This window comes from Legionella sp. MW5194 (assembly GCF_016864235.1).
Taxonomy (GTDB): domain Bacteria; phylum Pseudomonadota; class Gammaproteobacteria; order Legionellales; family Legionellaceae; genus Legionella_C.
Genome location: NZ_CP045732.1, coordinates 2,789,660 through 2,805,000, shown reverse-complemented (window position 1 = coordinate 2,805,000; position 15,341 = coordinate 2,789,660). Strand labels below are relative to the sequence as shown.

Sequence of the window (15,341 nt, the reverse complement as noted above, 5' to 3'; positions counted from 1 at the left end):
GCGTACAAGCAGTGGGAGCATGGCTTAGGCTGTGTGACTGCGTACCTTTTGTATAATGGGTCAGCGAGTTACTTTCAGTGGCGAGGTTAACTGAATAAGGAAGCCGTAGAGAAATCGAGTCTGAATAGGGCGAGAGTCGCTGGGAGTAGACCCGAAACCGGGCGATCTAGCCATGTGCAGGATGAAGGTTGGGTAACACCAACTGGAGGTCCGAACCGGGTAATGTTGAAAAATTATCGGATGACGTGTGGCTAGGAGTGAAAGGCTAATCAAGCCCGGAGATAGCTGGTTCTCCCCGAAAGCTATTTAGGTAGCGCCTCGTGAATGATTGCTGGGGGTAGAGCACTGTTTCGGCTAGGGGGCTGTCATGGCTTACCAAACCGATGCAAACTCCGAATACCGGCTAATTGAATCACGGGAGACACACGGCGGGTGCTAACGTCCGTCGTGAAGAGGGAAACAACCCAGACCGCCAGCTAAGGTCCCCAAGTTATGATTAAGTGGGAAACGATGTGGGAAGGCATAGACAGCCAGGAGGTTGGCTTAGAAGCAGCCACCCTTTAAAGAAAGCGTAATAGCTCACTGGTCGAGTCGGCCTGCGCGGAAGATGTAACGGGGCTAAAATCATACACCGAAGCTGCGGATGTGCACTTAGTGCACGTGGTAGGGGAGCGTTCTGTAAGCTGATGAAGGTTCATTGAGAAGTGGGCTGGAGGTATCAGAAGTGCGAATGCTGACATGAGTAACGATAATGAGGGTGAAAAACCCTCACGCCGGAAGTCCCAGGTTTCCTGCACGACGTTAATCGGAGCAGGGTGAGTCGGCCCCTAAGGCGAGGCTGAAAGGCGTAGTCGATGGGAACCAGGTTAATATTCCTGGACTTTCTATAAGTGGTGATGTGGGGACGAAGAAGGCTAGGTGAGCCGGGCGTTGGTTGTCCCGGTACTTGCACGTAGGTGGAGAGACTTGGCAAATCCGGTCTCTTGTTAACACGGAGGTGCGAAGTGGTTCTGACCCTTCGGGGTACAGAGAAGTCATTGATGCCAGGCTTCCAGGAAAAGCTGCTAGCCATAACTTATAGGAAACCGTACCGCAAACCGACACAGGTGGACAGGTAGAGAATACTAAGGCGCTTGAGAGAACTCGGGTGAAGGAACTAGGCAAAATGGTACCGTAACTTCGGGAGAAGGTACGCCCTTGATGGTTAGTTGCCTGCGCAACAAAGCTGTTGAGGGCCGCAGAGACCAGGTGGCTGCGACTGTTTATTAAAAACACAGCACTCTGCAAATTCGTAAGAAGACGTATAGGGTGTGACGCCTGCCCGGTGCCGGAAGGTTAATTGATGGGGTTATCTTCGGAGAAGCTCTTGATCGAAGCCCCGGTAAACGGCGGCCGTAACTATAACGGTCCTAAGGTAGCGAAATTCCTTGTCGGGTAAGTTCCGACCTGCACGAATGGCGTAACGATGGCCACACTGTCTCCACCCGAGACTCAGTGAAATTGAAATCGCTGTGAAGATGCAGTGTACCCGCGGCTAGACGGAAAGACCCCGTGAACCTTTACTATAGTTTTGCACTGGATTTTGATGATAACTGTGTAGGATAGGTGGGAGGCTAAGAAGTGCGGACGCCAGTTCGCATGGAGCCGACCTTGAAATACCACCCTGTTATTATTGAGGTTCTAACTTGGTCCAGTAATCCTGGATGAGGACAGTGTATGATGGGTAGTTTGACTGGGGCGGTCTCCTCCCAAAGAGTAACGGAGGAGCACAAAGGTACCCTCGGTACGGTCGGACATCGTACCAAGAGTGTAAAGGCAAAAGGGTGCTTGACTGCGAGAGTGACGGCTCGAGCAGGTACGAAAGTAGGTCTTAGTGATCCGGTGGTTCTGTATGGAAGGGCCATCGCTCAACGGATAAAAGGTACTCCGGGGATAACAGGCTGATACCGCCCAAGAGTTCATATCGACGGCGGTGTTTGGCACCTCGATGTCGGCTCATCACATCCTGGGGCTGAAGCAGGTCCCAAGGGTATGGCTGTTCGCCATTTAAAGTGGTACGCGAGCTGGGTTTAGAACGTCGTGAGACAGTTCGGTCCCTATCTGCCGTGGGCGTAGGAAAATTGAGAGGAGCTGCTCCTAGTACGAGAGGACCGGAGTGGACGAACCTCTGGTGTACCGGTTGTCACGCCAGTGGCATTGCCGGGTAGCTAAGTTCGGACGGGATAACCGCTGAAAGCATCTAAGCGGGAAGCCTCCCTCAAGATGAGTTTTCCCATGAAGCCCGTTGAAGACTACGACGTTGATAGGCGAGGTGTGGAAGCGCAGTAATGCGTGAAGCTAACTCGTACTAATTGGCTGATTGTCTTGACCATATAACCTGATGCGCTTCAGGTTATGTGGATAACATGAATGTGACTCTATTTTTTACCGGCCTCATGGCCATCTCCGTTAACACAGAGACAACCATGACGCTTAAATCGTTTTCCTGGCGACCATAGCAGTTTGGAACCACCTGAATCCATCTCGAACTCAGAAGTGAAACAGACTCGCGCCGATGATAGTGTGAGGCTTCCTCATGTGAAAGTAGGTCATCGCCAGGGCTTTATTGTGAAGCGGCTCAGTGGATACTGAGCCGTTTTTTTTTGCGTAAAATTTGCTGAAATCATTACAGACCTGCGCTTGGTTTACCCCAGTGTTTCTGCCGCGTCTTGGTACCCTCAGGTAACCCTTAGGCCTGGCCTTAAGACACGACCAGCCGGCTTTCAATTGCTTGCCCGCCTGCGCAGGCAGGACAGAACAGGATAAGAGCGCGGATTGGCAAGCCAACATGGCACCCAATGCGGCCCTGCCCGCGAAGGCGCGAAATCATCCATCCAGTTAATTCAAGACTTGCTGCTTTAGGGTATGTCAGGTGCTCGCTTTACGAGGCTATAGCGCTTTCACACGTTACTAATGAAGCACAATCCGGTTCCCGCCGGCGTGTCGACCTTCATCCAGCGCGCTATGAGCCTCAGCCATAAGGCTTGAAGTATCCTGATGCACGTGGGGATCATAAAACACGATGCCGATGGTTACCGTGGTTTTCATTTCACCTGCCTGTGTCGTCATGGGTTCATGTTCAATAATCTGTCGGAGCCGCTCTGCGGATTTTAATATTTCCCTTTTATCATTAAGGGGTAGAATAATCATAAATTCCTTTCCGCCCAGATACCCGACTGAGGCTTCATTGTGGCAGTGAACCACCAAGTTGCGTGCAATGGCATGTAACAGTTCATTACCCGTGTCTTCGCCGTATTCATCGGTGAACGATTTAAAGCTGTCAATGGAAACATTGAATAAGCCAAATGTTTCTTTTTCTTCCTTACTTAGATTCATTTGTTGTTGCAATAATTGTGTAATGCCGTTTGCGTTCCAGGTTTTGGTAACACCGTTAAGCAAGGTCATTCGATCGGTGCATTCGAGCTCGACGGTGCGCCTCTTGTAAGCTTCAAGGGAGTGAAAATTGCTGATCTCTGAATCCACCAGCGCGGCAAGATCATGGAGTATCGATTTTTCAGTCGGTGAAATGTGGCGTGGTTTGTTATCAATGATGCACAGCGCGCCAATGGGATGATGATCACTGCTGGCATGAATGGGATAACCGGCATAAAAACGAATAGAGCCTTGCTCGCCAGTAACCAGAGGATTGTTTTTAAAGCGAGCGTCGGATTGCGCATCCGTGACGATCAGGGCTTCTTCTTTCAAGATCGTGTGTCCGCAAAACGAAATTTCGCGGGGTGTTTCCGATAAATTAGAGCCTATGATGGATTTAAACCACTGTTTATCTTTATCAATAAGACTGATCGCCACAATGGGTACATCAAATATTTTTTTAGTCAGTGTGGTTATTTGTTCAAATCCCTGCTCCATCGGAGTATTAATTAATCCTGTGGCATGCAAGGCTTTCAATCGTTCCGCTTCATTGGGGTGGACTTTAGGTTTAATCATAACTCTCTCCCATACATATTAAGTCTAGGTAACAGGATGTTATAAAGCAAAATAATCAGTATTTAAAATTTTTCTTGTTAAATTAACACTTAAATTCATGTCTAATTTCCGATATTCTCTTGACACTTTTCAGTTATATTCCTATTCTAAATTTGGTAGGTTTAATCAAAAAAATGGAGAAAATTATGAAAGGAATTATTCACTACTTAATGGCTGGAAGTTTGATTCTGGTATCGACATTGGGGTTCGCCAATACCAATGGTAAAACCAGCCTGGATTCAAATTGGGTATGCAGCACTAATGCAAGTAGCAGTGATGCTGCAGCGGACAAAACGGCTGATAACGAAATGGCAAACACCGCAAAATCAGCTGCCGATGCGTTTGATTTTGCCGCTAAAAACTGCCGTGATTGCACTGAAATTAATTGCGAAATTAAATCTTAAATAACAAGGCTATGCTTTTTAAAAAAAGCATAGCCTTTCTTTTTATTTCTTAACAAACTCTTTGAAAATCGAATCAATAATCTCTAATAAAATATCAATTTTAAATGGCTTATTTATAAAGGCATGCGCCCCTTTTTTGAGGGCTCGAGACGCGGTCTCTTCATCGGCGTGGCCGCTCATAATAATGACGGGAAGGTTACACGGGTATTTTTCCAATTCCTCAATCAATTGGATGCCGCTCATGTTGGGCATGAGTAAATCAGTGATCAGGCATCCCTGCCACTCTGTTGAGAAATCATTTAAAAAGGCTAGCGGACTATCATAAATTATGCTTTCAATGTCATAAAAAGATTCGAACAGAAATTGCAGGCTTCTTGATACAGCTTCGTTATCATCAATGATATAGATGGCAGGCGAATGCATAGATTAATCCTTATTGAAAAGGCAAAGGAGTTTTAATCCTGTGGTAGGCAATAGGCGGATTGTTGAAAAATAAAGGGCAAGAAATGGCAAATCAAGGTATCCTGAATTCTTCATTCATTTGAAATCGAACATACATTTTTATGAGTTGAGCTAAATTTTTTGCTTTCATTTTTTTCATAATGCTGGCACGATGGGCTTCTACAGTTGACCGCGAAATAGAAAGTTCATAACAAATCTCTTTATTCAACTTGCCCTCAACAATTAATTCAATGACCTGGATTTCACGTTCGGTTAAGGTTTGAATTCGCTCACTGACTTCGGTTACCCAGGTGTTTTGTGTTGTGGATTGATTCAGGCGTTGTTGAACAATTTCCAAAAGATTCTGGTCATTGACTGGCTTTAAGATAAAGTCAATCGCTCCTGCCTTCATGGCTCGGATGGCCATCGGTACATCGCCATAGCCTGTGATAATAATAACAGGCAGTAAATTGTTCTGTTCCTTCAATTTCTCAATCAGTTCCAAACCGCTCATACCTGGCATGCGGACATCACTAATCAGGCAGCCACGCATATTGGCATGGTATTGATCAAGAAACTCATTGGCATTCGTGTAAGCTTTCACCTGAATGCCTACGGATTCAAAAAGCCACTGCAACGCTTCACTGACTTCAGGCTCATCATCAATTATAAAGACGGTTTGAGTCATGTCTAACATAGCCATATTAATCAATCGGTCGTGCGTTTTTTGCCAGCAAACGTTCGCTCAGGGTACTTACTATCTCGGTTTGCATTTTAATTTTATCAAAAATAACAAGAAGTTGCTCATGGGTAAGCGTATTGAATTTAATTCGTTGTTGGCACCCATTAATGTAAGTATTGATTATCATTAATGATTGAGCCAACTCATGCTTAAAGCGGTTTAGGTTATCACATTTACAATGGTTATTTTTTAAAGTGTCGTCTCTACTCATACAACATCCTACATCGTTGTAAAATGCATTATCGCCATTTTAGTCAATATTAATCGTTTCTTCATCCAATTGGCAGTAGTATTTTCCTTATCAGCCTATGTTTTACCCTTAATACGAATCAAGGACAACCTTAATAGGAATTATTTTCAAATCCATTCACAATGTTAAAGATGGCAACTTGTGCGATAGCAATCTGTTCCTGTTGTGGAAAATGAACATATCGTTGCAATTTGCGCTCAATACTCAATTGTATATTAAGGAGAAGATTTATGAGTATCCCCGGCAATCAAAGGACAAACACACAATCAGTAGAATTAAACGTAAGCCCCGAAACACTCGCATCCATTGAAGAATATTGTCAATGGGCGAACATAACCCTTGCTGAGTTTATTGAGGAAGCCAGTGAATGCGTTTTTGAAAACGACACAGAGTGGAAAAAACATCATTATAAACTTGTTTCATTAATGAAAAACGATTCACTCAATTCCCAGGCTGTGTAATCATTTTTTCAATCATTCATTCATACCAGCAAAAATAACAATAAAAACAATGGCTAACGCATTGATTAACCGGTCAGGTGCTGCACTTCGGCGCAGCACCAAGGGTCGAAGCCCTGGTGCGCGTGTGCCTATGAAAAATTGTTTATGGAAAGGGAGTTTCGACTCGAACTTCTTCATAATATTGACAAAATCCGGATTATTACCTTAAATAAAATTACTCCATGCAGGAATTCATCAATCATGCAAAGCCTGTAGAGTTTGTATAATGTGAGGGCGATATGGCCATTTTGAAGGGTAATTTAGCGGGGAAAAAAGAGAAAGTAAAAATTGAGCTCAAGTTGGATACATTGAAGGCAATAGAATGTTATTGCGCGTGGGCCAAAATTGATGACATCGGTTATTTTGTTGAAGAAGCCGCGCAATTTGTTTTTTCAAAAGACAGGGAATGGAAACAGCATTTAAAGCAACTTAAAAAAGCCGGAACCTCGTCACAGAATTAAAATTAAGCCTGCTGACGCAGGCTTAATCCTGTTATTTTTATTTCTATGAAATCTACAACGGTGTTCCTCTCATTAGAAGTACAACAATGAACACAACTAATAAAAGACCAACAATACCGGACGGGCGATATCCCCATCCCGCGCTATAAGGCCACGCGGGCAATACAGCGGCTAGCAATAATATTAAAATTATTAATCCTAAAATACTCATAATATCGCTTCCTTTCTTTATTAAACCGAGCATTATTGCTCTATAAAATCTACTATTTATTATAGTCCATTTAAGAAAAAATCAAGAAAAATGGCCGGTGAATCACAAGATAAATGATTCACCAAATGGCCTTTTAAGCGTTTATTTTTAGGCTTTATTTGACGGACTTAACACCTGGAACACTGGAGGCAAATTGGATAATTCTGCTTCTCTCTTGCGCAGATTTTACGCTCCCTAGCAAATAAACAATCCCATTTTTTGTCATGACATGAATGGGAGAATTGCCGCCATTGTTTTGACCAAAATAGGTGCGATTACCGATCAATTTTTTTTACCTTGTTGGTAATCATTTCATCCGACATGTTGGCCTGTCCATGCGTCATGTGTGTCGCTGAATTTGCCGAGTTATTTGGTGCATAATACGCCGGCTTTTGATAATGACATCCCACTAGCATTGTGCCAAAGGCAGTGTAAAATAGCCCTTTTGTAATCGCATTTAGCATGCCGCTCTCCTTAGCGATTGATTGAGGTGTTCGACGTGTCATAATAATCGTTAATGCCTCTTGCCCAATGCTCATCCGACATGTTGGGCCAATTGTCGCGGTCAAAGCCTGGGGAATGTTTCAATTTTTCCTTGTCGACCGGTATAACAAAACACTCTCTGTCGGGATCATAGTTAAAAAGTTTCCATGGCATGGCAAATAATTTATTGCCGATGTTTAAAAAACCACCAAATGAAAGCACAACGTATTCCACGTTACCGTGGTACTTGTTAAGCATTAATGCTTCAATTTCACCTAAATTCTCGCCCTCTCTATTCTCAACGTTGACCCCAGTTACGTCATCTGACGATACGATATCTCTATCCATGATTTTCTCCTTTTTGTTTAAAAAAATAATCATTTAAATTTATGTTAAAAATATGAATAAATCAAACTAAAATTTTTATGTATTTAAATGGGGAAATAATTTTTTATTTAAATAAACTTGTATACATTTTTAAAAAATATATTACACTGATTTTTATGTTGAATGCAGAATAAAAGGACTTATATGCAGGCTAGAGTATTTAATTCTATTTCAATAGATTAAAGCAAGGGTGTCTTTACCAAGTCTTCAATTAATACTAAGAAACTTCATGATGAAATTAATTACTACCTCAATTTGCCAGAAAGTTTATCGCCTCTTTTCCCTGAATTACTTGATTACAAAAAAGATTATTCCAATTACAAACTGGAATACATCCCTCACCCTAATTTGTCAGAATTTTTTTTAAATAATACCGTCTTGCCAGAAGCGGGCAATAAAATCATTGAGCAACTGCTCTTTATTTTAGATAAGTTCCATGCGATAGAACTGCCATACTCCGGCAACAAGGACAGGGTTTATCATTTTTATGTTGAAAAAACGCTGGAGCGAATCAAGCAATTGGAAAACAACGATTTTTTCTGCAAACTGTTTAAAGAGCCCATTTTAACCATTAATGAGCGGCAATACCGAAATTTTCCACTGCTGAAGAATGAATTCATTAATAAAGTGGATAAATTATCGGCGCAACACTCAAAAATAACCGCAATCCATGGTGATTTTTGTTTCAGCAATATCCTGTATTCGTCCCACAGTCATTTAATCAAATTAATTGATCCCAGAGGCTCGTTTGGGAGTTCCGGTATTTATGGTCATTCGTATTATGATTTTGCCAAGCTCCTGCACTGCCTGCATGGACGCTATGATTACCTCGCCAATGACAAGTTTATTTTAAACCAAATCAGTAACACCATTTTTTACATTGATGTGCCTCTCTACGACTGCTTTAACGACATGTACGAGTTCTATATCAACTTGCTCATCGAAAGAAATGTGATGATTGAATTTGTCTATCTCATCGAAGCGTCACTTTTTTTAAGCATGGTGAGTCTCCATTACGAAAACCCATATCGTCAAAAAGTTTTGTATTTAGCTGGTCTTGTTATTTTAAACAATGTAATTGAGGGAAATTATGCGCATATGTATTGATATCGATGGCACGATCTGCACATTACGGCAGGCTCATGAAACGTATCAGGATGTTAAACCCCTAACGGGTGCGGCTGAACGAATTAAGGCACTGAAAGACAGAGGTTTTTACATCATTTTATGCACGGCGCGTCATATGAAAACCTGTGAATCCAATGTGGGCCGTGTTGTAGCCAAAGAAGGGTTAACATTGTTGGAATGGTTAAAAAAACATGGTTTTGTTTATGACGAAATATGGTTTGGTAAACCCTACGCCCAGGTTTACATTGACGACCGGGCATTGCAATTCAAGGGTTCCTGGCAACACATTGAGGACCATCTGATAAACAGTTATCTCTAACTTAAGCACAAGGAACAACAGTGAATATCGTAATCCCCATGGCGGGCTTAGGCTCGCGTTTTAGTCATTGCGGCTTTACGCTGCCCAAACCCCTTATCAAGGTCGCACAAAAGCCGATGTATCGTCACGCGGTCGATTGCCTGCCGCTGCATCTGGCGAGCAAACTCATTTTCATTCTTCGAGACAATGAATTTGCCAATCAATTAAGCCATGACATCGAAGCCCATTATGGGTTTTTACTGAATTGCTCGATTGTTGTTCTGGAACAGGGTACAGCCGGTCAAGCGGAAACTTTTTTAGCCAGCGAGGGCCATCTGGATCTCAATGAACCGACGCTGATTCATAATTGCGACACGTATTTTAAAGAAAATTTTACCTGGACTTCACTCTTGGCCAAAGACGTGGATGGCGCCATCGTCCTGTTTAAATCGCAGGAGTGTCGTTGGAGTTATGTCAGTCTGGATGAAACCCAAAGGAAGGTGATTGAAATCGAAGAAAAGAAGGTCATTTCTACGAATGCGTCCACTGGCACCTATTTTTTCAAAGACACGGCAGCGCTTCTCGCGACCATTCGACAGCTAATTGCCAATGACGTCAGGGAAAACAATGAATATTACCTCTCAACCGTTTACAAGGACATGTTAAAGCGTGGGCGGCACATCATCCCGCTTTGGACAAAAACAATGATGTGTTTTGGGACACCGCAGGATCTGGTGGATTCGCTGAACAACATGCTTCTAAACAGCCGGGTTTTATCATGATAAGCGATAAAGACATTTCCATTGTTGTACAGGGGCCTATTATTTATCGTTCTGCGTTTGATATTACGGAACATACCACACGCCTTGTGTGTCAGCGCCTTAAGAAACTGTTTCCGCGCAGTGAATTAATTTTATCAACCTGGATGGGCGAAAATGTGGAGGGGATCCCCCATGATCGTCTTATTTTAAATGACGATCCAGGAGCCACCTGGTTTAATTACGGTAATCACGAATTGCTCAATAACTGCAATCGTTTGATTGTTTCGACCTTTGCTGGAATTGAGGCAGCGACACGTCCCTATGTGCTTAAGGTCCGTTCAGATTTATTGCTTATTTCACCCAAATTTCTGAATTATTTTTATCAATATCCCTTGTTTGATAAACGCTATAAATTTGTCAAAAATCGCATCCTGGCGTTTAGTATTTACAGCATTAAGGGGCATAAAACCTGCCTGTTTACCATGCAGAGGCCATTTCACATCAGTGATTGGGCCTATTTTGGTTATAAAGAGGACCTACTTGATCTGTACGATATCCCATTAACAGAAGAACCTCACTTTTCACAGTGGTTTTTAACCCGATGCAAACCTTTTTTTGATATTGAGCCTCACCGGCTGTGGAAAATGCCGCCTGAGCAATACGTGACGCATTCGTTTTTAAAAAAACACATGGCAATCCACCTTGAGCATACCGTCGACACGTCCAATAACAACATGGCCGTTTCAGCACGGGTCCTGGCCAATAATTTTCTGGTGCTTGATCAAACCCAATTTTTCATGGTGTCCTTAAAATACCTTAATTTTCAATTGCTGTTTGAGCCGATATTGTCCCGTTCTGCCATTTTCTTCAGTACCTGGTTGAGCGACTATTGCCGGTATACCGCGACGATTCCACCAATTAAAAAAATAAAGTACCTCCTTCAGATCGGGATAAGAAAGCTGTTTTACAGATTGGCTAATTGGATGTTAAGAGCCATTGATGCAAGAAGGAGCAATGTTGGTTTTTTTGTGGCATTTCTGATCAAAAAAAGGCATAAAAATTATTGTAGTCTGGTAAAAAATACCATGGATAAAGCCTCATAAATTTTAAAAAATGTCAGTTTGATTTTTGTTTTTTTATTAAATAAAAAAACGAATTTTTATCTGTTATTTTTTTGGTTTTGCTATAATTTATTCAGTGCATTGAATGCAGGGGTCATTATGGCAAGGAGGCCTTATGAAAGCGCTATGCTGGCATGGAAAAAAGGATGTTCGGGTTGACAGCGTTCCTGAACCTAAAATAATCAATGAGCATGACGCCATTATCCGTGTAACGTCAACAGCAATCTGCGGATCGGATTTGCATCTGTTTAATGGCATGATGCCAACGATGGAATCCGGGGATATACTCGGCCATGAATTCATGGGTGAAGTGGTGGAAATCGGCAGTCAAAACCGAAAATTGAAAGTGGGGGATAAAGTGGTTGTGCCTTTTACTATCTCCTGCGGCAAATGTTTTTTTTGCAAGCGTCAATTGTTCTCGCTTTGTGAGTGTTCCAATCCCAATGCGGAGATGGCAAAACAGCAAATGGGGCAATCGCCGGCGGGTATCTTTGGCTATTCTCACTTATTGGGCGGTTTTGCCGGTGGTCAGGCCCAGTACGTTAGAGTGCCTTTTTCCAATGTTGGCCCCCTTAAAATCCCGGATGGCATCCCTGACGAAAAAGTATTGTTTTTAAGCGATATTTTGCCGACGGGGTACATGGCGGCTGAAAATTGCGACATCCAACCTGGCGATACCATTGCTGTGTGGGGCTGTGGACCGGTGGGCCAATTTGCCATTCAAAGCGCCTGGATGCTGGGGGCTGACCGGGTCATTGCCATTGACTGTGTTCCAGCACGTTTGAATCTGGCGGCTGACTACGGTAAAGCCGAAGTGATTAATTTTGAAGAAGAGGACGTTTATGACGCCTTGATGGTCATGACTCGCGGCCGTGGGCCAGATGCCTGCATTGACGCGGTGGGTTGTGAGGCCCATGTCGGACCTACATTTGATTCGATTCTGGATCGGGTAAAACAGGTCACGGCGTTGGCTACGGATAGAGCGCATGTCTTGCGTGAAGCCATTGAATGTTGCCGCAAGGGCGGGCATGTTTCAGTTCCCGGGGTGTATATTGGGGCGCTTGATAACATTCCTTTGGGGTCGGGGATGAATAAAGGACTGACGTTTAAAATGGGACAAACCCATGTGCAGCGTTACTTAAAACCGCTTCTTAAAGCGATAGTCAATGACAAAATCGACCCTTCCCGCATTATTTCCCATCGCATCAGGCTATCACAGGCGCCGGATGCCTATCAGCTCTTTAATGAGAAAGAGAGTGGTTGCATCAAGGTCGTCATGACCCCGTGACAAGGAGGTTTTATGGATATTTATGACTACATTAAAATGGATCATCAGAAGGTGAATCAGCTGTTTAAGCAATTTTCCAATGTGGAATCCGATCAAAGACAGATTGAAATTGTCGCCATGATTGCCAGGGAGTTATTGGTACACGCCAAATCGGAACAGGAAACCTTTTATAAAGCACTGGAAAAGCATGCCGCGGCAAAAGAAGACATCCAGCATGCGCGCAAGGAGCATAATGACATCGAGGATAAAATACACGCCGTCATGAGCCCCACCAAAGTGACGGCGAAATGGCAGGAAGAGGTCAAGGCTCTGCAGGAGTTGGTCGAGCATCATGTGAAAGAAGAGGAAAATACCCTGTTTGATGAAGGCAAAGACCGGTTGACTGAGGGAGAGGCCTGTGCCTTGAAAGAAAAAATGCATTACCTGAAGCAGAAACTGTTAATCAGGGATTTTGGGGTTTAGTCCAAAGCTTAAGCCTCTGATGGATTTCGCTTTGATTCTATGTCAAGGCCAGGATCACCTGGCTGTATCAGTAAGCCTGGCCGTGAGTGGGCGCTTGGTTGTCGGGGTGAAGCATCGATTCAAGGTGTTTTCTGTTCTCGTGAAACATCTGGGCTATCCAGCTGTCATCATGGGGCATTTCATCGGCTGAGCCGATTGTCTTTTCAGTGGAATTTTCAATATTTTTATAATAAAAAAAATTTAATTTTTATAAAAAATATCGCAATAAAATAACAATATAATTTGACAAATTTTTATTGAAACATTATTGTTAAATTGATGGATAAAAATTTAATATTTACCCAATGTTTTATTGATTTTTAATTTAAAAGGAATTTGCTATTAAGGGAGTTTTGTTATGGAAAATAGAGTTAATCCTGATGAATCAAATCGGGAAAATCCAGGTCAAGGCAACGATGCTGATGACGTGAATGATATCAATGATGAATCTGGATCTCCTCGCCAGAAAGAAGTGAAATACTATCGTTACCCTCTCGAAAATGAGTTCGATGATGTTGAGGATGACGAGCGATTGAATAATCATTCAGGTCAAAAAAACCCTTCCATTTAGGGATACCACTTATTTCCCGCATGGGATTTTTATAACAAGGAAAAATGACGTTTGGAGAATCAACAATGGATAAAATGCAGGGTGTTGTAAAGTGGTTTAACAAAGGAAAGGGCTTTGGCTTTATTTATTACAATGGCGAAGACTATTTTGTACATTTCAGCGCCATCCAGCGAGAGGGATTTAAATCCCTGGCTGAAGGCGAGAAGGTGTTATTTAAACCGGTGAACGGCCAACGCGGTCTGCAGGCTGTCGAAGTGGAATCAATAGTCACCAGCAACCAACCGAATTAAGGAGAGTCAAATGAACAGGGATGTAATCAGAGAGATACCTGCCAATTTTTTTGCTCATTTTCAAAGACCATTCATTGAGTTGACCGAATTGCAAATGCGGACTTTGAACGATTTCGCTTACTTAAAACCTGAAGAACTTTCACGCATAAGACCTCAGGAATGGTTTGAGAAGAACATGGAGTGTTTCATCGCAAACGCCCACAAATCATTAGACTTTATGCAGGAAGCTTTTCAAATTGTTGAAAAAAACATGATGTCGCTGTCATCCAATGTTCGTGAGAGCAGTGAGCGTGTGATGAGCCAGGTTGAACAAATGAACAGCCAGAAAGGTCGCCACGCTCAGGAAGGGAAGAGGAATCAATCCGAACGCAGTGAGCGAGGCGAAAAGCAACAGGATGACAAACAGGGCACCGGTCAACAAGGCGGTCGTGGTGCCAGCGCAAAAGACAATAAATAATAACCATAACGGGATTCATTCCAGGCCATCTGGCCTGGAATTTTTTTAAGACTTAATAAGGATTTTACAATGAACAAGCTGATCCTTTCTTTGTGTTTAATGTTTTCATTACCCGCACTCGCTTTAAATGATTCCAGTAATCAAGACACCACCTCCAGCGCCGCACACGTGGCCAATCAGGCTCAAAACCGGGACACTGAAATCATCGCGTTTTTAATTGTTTTAAATAACAATGAGTTGGCTGCAGCGAAAAAGGCCTTCGAAAAAAATTTAAATCAAAGCGTGGCGCATTATGCCAAGTCCATGCAGAAAGATCATTCCAACAATTTAGCTGATACGCTGCGCATTGTATCAGAACATAACCTGCGTCCCGCTCAGACCGCCTTGGTCGTCTCTTTAAAACAGGAGGGTAAAAAAGAACTGGACTCGCTCAGCGCGTTAAGCAATGAAGCCTTTCAAAAAGCCTACATTGACGCGATGGTCAAGGATCACACCAAAGCACTGCTTATCATTGATAATCACTATTTAAAACAAGTGACTAATCCGCAGTTAAAAAATCACCTTGAACTGACACGCAAAGTGGTTAACCATCATTTACACATGGCTAAAACCATTCAGAAAGAAATGGACCCGAACAGCTAATTCAGCTGTTTGGGTTTCAGATCGAGAGTAATCACGTCAGCCGGGCCGCCGCCTGGCGGCACCACTGTGATGGTGGTATTGGTGAATGAACCAATTTCATATTCGTTAGCATCCAGAGACACTGAACCGCCTTTCTGGTTGCGGGCGGAGGCCACATCGGCAATTTGTGACAAATCACTCGCCGAGATGGTGCGGCCACGTATGACTTCAATGGTCCGGGTAGCCGGTGCCGCATCGGCCGTTTGTATAGACGTTGGTGGATTGGCATAACCTGGCCAGGTTAACGCGGCTAAAAGGCCCAGAGACAATGTCCGTATCATCATGTCGGTTCCCTTGCTTT

The 15,341-nt window shown here is 43.1% G+C and carries 23 protein-coding genes and 2 rRNA genes (1 of these 25 cut by a window edge); 15 read left to right on the top strand and 10 right to left on the bottom strand.

Features of this window, described 5'->3' with window-relative positions:
- Positions 1–2,372, top strand: a 23S ribosomal RNA gene (locus GH742_RS12960); it begins 523 nt to the left of the window's first position.
- Positions 2,373–2,484: 112 nt separating this feature from the next.
- Positions 2,485–2,600 (top strand): 5S ribosomal RNA (gene rrf, locus GH742_RS12955).
- A 349-nt stretch (positions 2,601–2,949) separates the two neighbouring features.
- Here rrf and GH742_RS12950 read toward each other — a convergent pair.
- Positions 2,950–3,987: a sensor domain-containing diguanylate cyclase gene (locus tag GH742_RS12950; RefSeq protein ID WP_203455315.1), complete on the bottom strand. Its 1,038-nt coding sequence runs from the start codon at positions 3,985–3,987 to the stop codon at positions 2,950–2,952.
- A 185-nt stretch (positions 3,988–4,172) separates the two neighbouring features.
- Here GH742_RS12950 and GH742_RS12945 point away from each other — a divergent pair, with 185 nt between their 5' ends.
- Positions 4,173–4,430 carry a hypothetical protein gene (locus tag GH742_RS12945; protein ID WP_239005220.1) on the top strand — a complete coding sequence of 86 codons (258 nt, stop codon included), beginning with the start codon at positions 4,173–4,175 and terminating at the stop codon, positions 4,428–4,430.
- A gap of 42 nt (positions 4,431–4,472) precedes the next feature.
- Here the strand turns inward: GH742_RS12945 and GH742_RS12940 are convergent, their stop codons facing one another.
- The 3 genes from GH742_RS12940 to GH742_RS12930 form a co-directional block, all read right to left on the bottom strand.
- Complete coding sequence (locus GH742_RS12940; protein ID WP_203455313.1) at positions 4,473–4,853, bottom strand: response regulator transcription factor; 381 nt, start codon at positions 4,851–4,853, stop codon at positions 4,473–4,475.
- 91 nt (positions 4,854–4,944) lie between these two features.
- The gene (locus GH742_RS12935; RefSeq protein ID WP_370569490.1) at positions 4,945–5,574 is read right to left on the bottom strand and encodes a response regulator transcription factor; all 630 of its coding nucleotides are present in this window, start codon (positions 5,572–5,574) and stop codon (positions 4,945–4,947) included.
- A 1-nt stretch (position 5,575) separates the two neighbouring features.
- Positions 5,576–5,824 carry a hypothetical protein gene (locus GH742_RS12930; protein ID WP_203455312.1) on the bottom strand — a complete coding sequence of 83 codons (249 nt, stop codon included), beginning with the start codon at positions 5,822–5,824 and terminating at the stop codon, positions 5,576–5,578.
- A gap of 269 nt (positions 5,825–6,093) precedes the next feature.
- Here GH742_RS12930 and GH742_RS12925 point away from each other — a divergent pair, with 269 nt between their 5' ends.
- Positions 6,094–6,324 (top strand): hypothetical protein, encoded by a 231-nt coding sequence (locus GH742_RS12925; RefSeq protein ID WP_203455311.1) that lies wholly within the window; start codon positions 6,094–6,096, stop codon positions 6,322–6,324.
- Positions 6,325–6,336: 12 nt separating this feature from the next.
- Here GH742_RS12925 and GH742_RS12920 read toward each other — a convergent pair whose 3' ends face one another.
- Complete coding sequence (locus GH742_RS12920; protein ID WP_203455310.1) at positions 6,337–6,501, bottom strand: hypothetical protein; 165 nt, start codon at positions 6,499–6,501, stop codon at positions 6,337–6,339.
- A gap of 101 nt (positions 6,502–6,602) precedes the next feature.
- Between GH742_RS12920 and GH742_RS12915 the strand changes: the two genes are divergently transcribed.
- Positions 6,603–6,824: a hypothetical protein gene (locus GH742_RS12915; protein ID WP_203455309.1), complete on the top strand. Its 222-nt coding sequence runs from the start codon at positions 6,603–6,605 to the stop codon at positions 6,822–6,824.
- A 52-nt stretch (positions 6,825–6,876) separates the two neighbouring features.
- On the opposite strand, the gene GH742_RS12910 is transcribed toward GH742_RS12915, so the two are convergent.
- The 4 genes from GH742_RS12910 to GH742_RS12895 all read right to left on the bottom strand — a co-directional run bounded on the left by GH742_RS12910 (position 6,877) and on the right by GH742_RS12895 (position 7,905).
- On the bottom strand, positions 6,877–7,035 hold the full coding sequence (locus GH742_RS12910) for a DUF3309 family protein (RefSeq protein WP_203455308.1): 159 nt from the start codon (positions 7,033–7,035) through the stop codon (positions 6,877–6,879).
- 154 nt (positions 7,036–7,189) lie between these two features.
- A complete protein-coding gene (locus GH742_RS15885) occupies positions 7,190–7,300 on the bottom strand; it encodes a BON domain-containing protein (protein ID WP_370569563.1) in 111 nt (36 codons plus the stop codon).
- 49 nt (positions 7,301–7,349) lie between these two features.
- Positions 7,350–7,538, bottom strand: coding sequence for a hypothetical protein (locus tag GH742_RS12900; RefSeq protein WP_203455306.1), 189 nt, complete (start codon positions 7,536–7,538; stop codon positions 7,350–7,352).
- Positions 7,539–7,548: 10 nt separating this feature from the next.
- A complete protein-coding gene (locus tag GH742_RS12895) occupies positions 7,549–7,905 on the bottom strand; it encodes a PRC-barrel domain-containing protein (RefSeq protein ID WP_370569489.1) in 357 nt (118 codons plus the stop codon).
- Between the two features lie 294 nt (positions 7,906–8,199).
- Between GH742_RS12895 and GH742_RS12890 the strand changes: the two genes are divergently transcribed.
- The 10 genes from GH742_RS12890 to GH742_RS12845 all read left to right on the top strand — a co-directional run bounded on the left by GH742_RS12890 (position 8,200) and on the right by GH742_RS12845 (position 15,001).
- Positions 8,200–9,051, top strand: coding sequence for a hypothetical protein (locus GH742_RS12890; protein ID WP_203455305.1), 852 nt, complete (start codon positions 8,200–8,202; stop codon positions 9,049–9,051).
- Positions 9,035–9,391, top strand: a complete 357-nt coding sequence (locus GH742_RS12885) for an HAD hydrolase family protein (RefSeq protein WP_203455304.1) — start codon at positions 9,035–9,037, stop codon at positions 9,389–9,391. The genes GH742_RS12890 and GH742_RS12885 overlap by 17 nt, the downstream gene beginning before the upstream one ends.
- Before the next feature lie 20 nt (positions 9,392–9,411).
- The gene (locus GH742_RS12880) at positions 9,412–10,152 is read left to right on the top strand and encodes a sugar phosphate nucleotidyltransferase (RefSeq protein ID WP_203455303.1); all 741 of its coding nucleotides are present in this window, start codon (positions 9,412–9,414) and stop codon (positions 10,150–10,152) included.
- Positions 10,149–11,234, top strand: coding sequence for a WavE lipopolysaccharide synthesis family protein (locus GH742_RS12875; RefSeq protein ID WP_203455302.1), 1,086 nt, complete (start codon positions 10,149–10,151; stop codon positions 11,232–11,234). The genes GH742_RS12880 and GH742_RS12875 overlap by 4 nt, the downstream gene beginning before the upstream one ends.
- Before the next feature lie 133 nt (positions 11,235–11,367).
- Positions 11,368–12,540: a zinc-dependent alcohol dehydrogenase gene (locus GH742_RS12870; protein ID WP_203455301.1), complete on the top strand. Its 1,173-nt coding sequence runs from the start codon at positions 11,368–11,370 to the stop codon at positions 12,538–12,540.
- Between the two features lie 12 nt (positions 12,541–12,552).
- Positions 12,553–13,002 carry a hemerythrin domain-containing protein gene (locus GH742_RS12865; RefSeq protein WP_203455300.1) on the top strand — a complete coding sequence of 150 codons (450 nt, stop codon included), beginning with the start codon at positions 12,553–12,555 and terminating at the stop codon, positions 13,000–13,002.
- Between the two features lie 397 nt (positions 13,003–13,399).
- Entirely contained in the window at positions 13,400–13,612 is a 213-nt protein-coding gene (locus GH742_RS12860; RefSeq protein ID WP_203455299.1) for a hypothetical protein, read from the top strand.
- Between the two features lie 65 nt (positions 13,613–13,677).
- The gene (locus GH742_RS12855) at positions 13,678–13,902 is read left to right on the top strand and encodes a cold-shock protein (RefSeq protein WP_304607601.1); all 225 of its coding nucleotides are present in this window, start codon (positions 13,678–13,680) and stop codon (positions 13,900–13,902) included.
- Between the two features lie 10 nt (positions 13,903–13,912).
- On the top strand, positions 13,913–14,359 hold the full coding sequence (locus tag GH742_RS12850) for a hypothetical protein (protein ID WP_203455298.1): 447 nt from the start codon (positions 13,913–13,915) through the stop codon (positions 14,357–14,359).
- 69 nt (positions 14,360–14,428) lie between these two features.
- The gene (locus GH742_RS12845; protein WP_203455297.1) at positions 14,429–15,001 is read left to right on the top strand and encodes a DUF4142 domain-containing protein; all 573 of its coding nucleotides are present in this window, start codon (positions 14,429–14,431) and stop codon (positions 14,999–15,001) included.
- Here the strand turns inward: GH742_RS12845 and GH742_RS12840 are convergent.
- Positions 14,998–15,324, bottom strand: a complete 327-nt coding sequence (locus GH742_RS12840) for a hypothetical protein (RefSeq protein ID WP_203455296.1) — start codon at positions 15,322–15,324, stop codon at positions 14,998–15,000. The genes GH742_RS12845 and GH742_RS12840 overlap by 4 nt on opposite strands.
- Positions 15,325–15,341 lie beyond the last annotated feature (17 nt).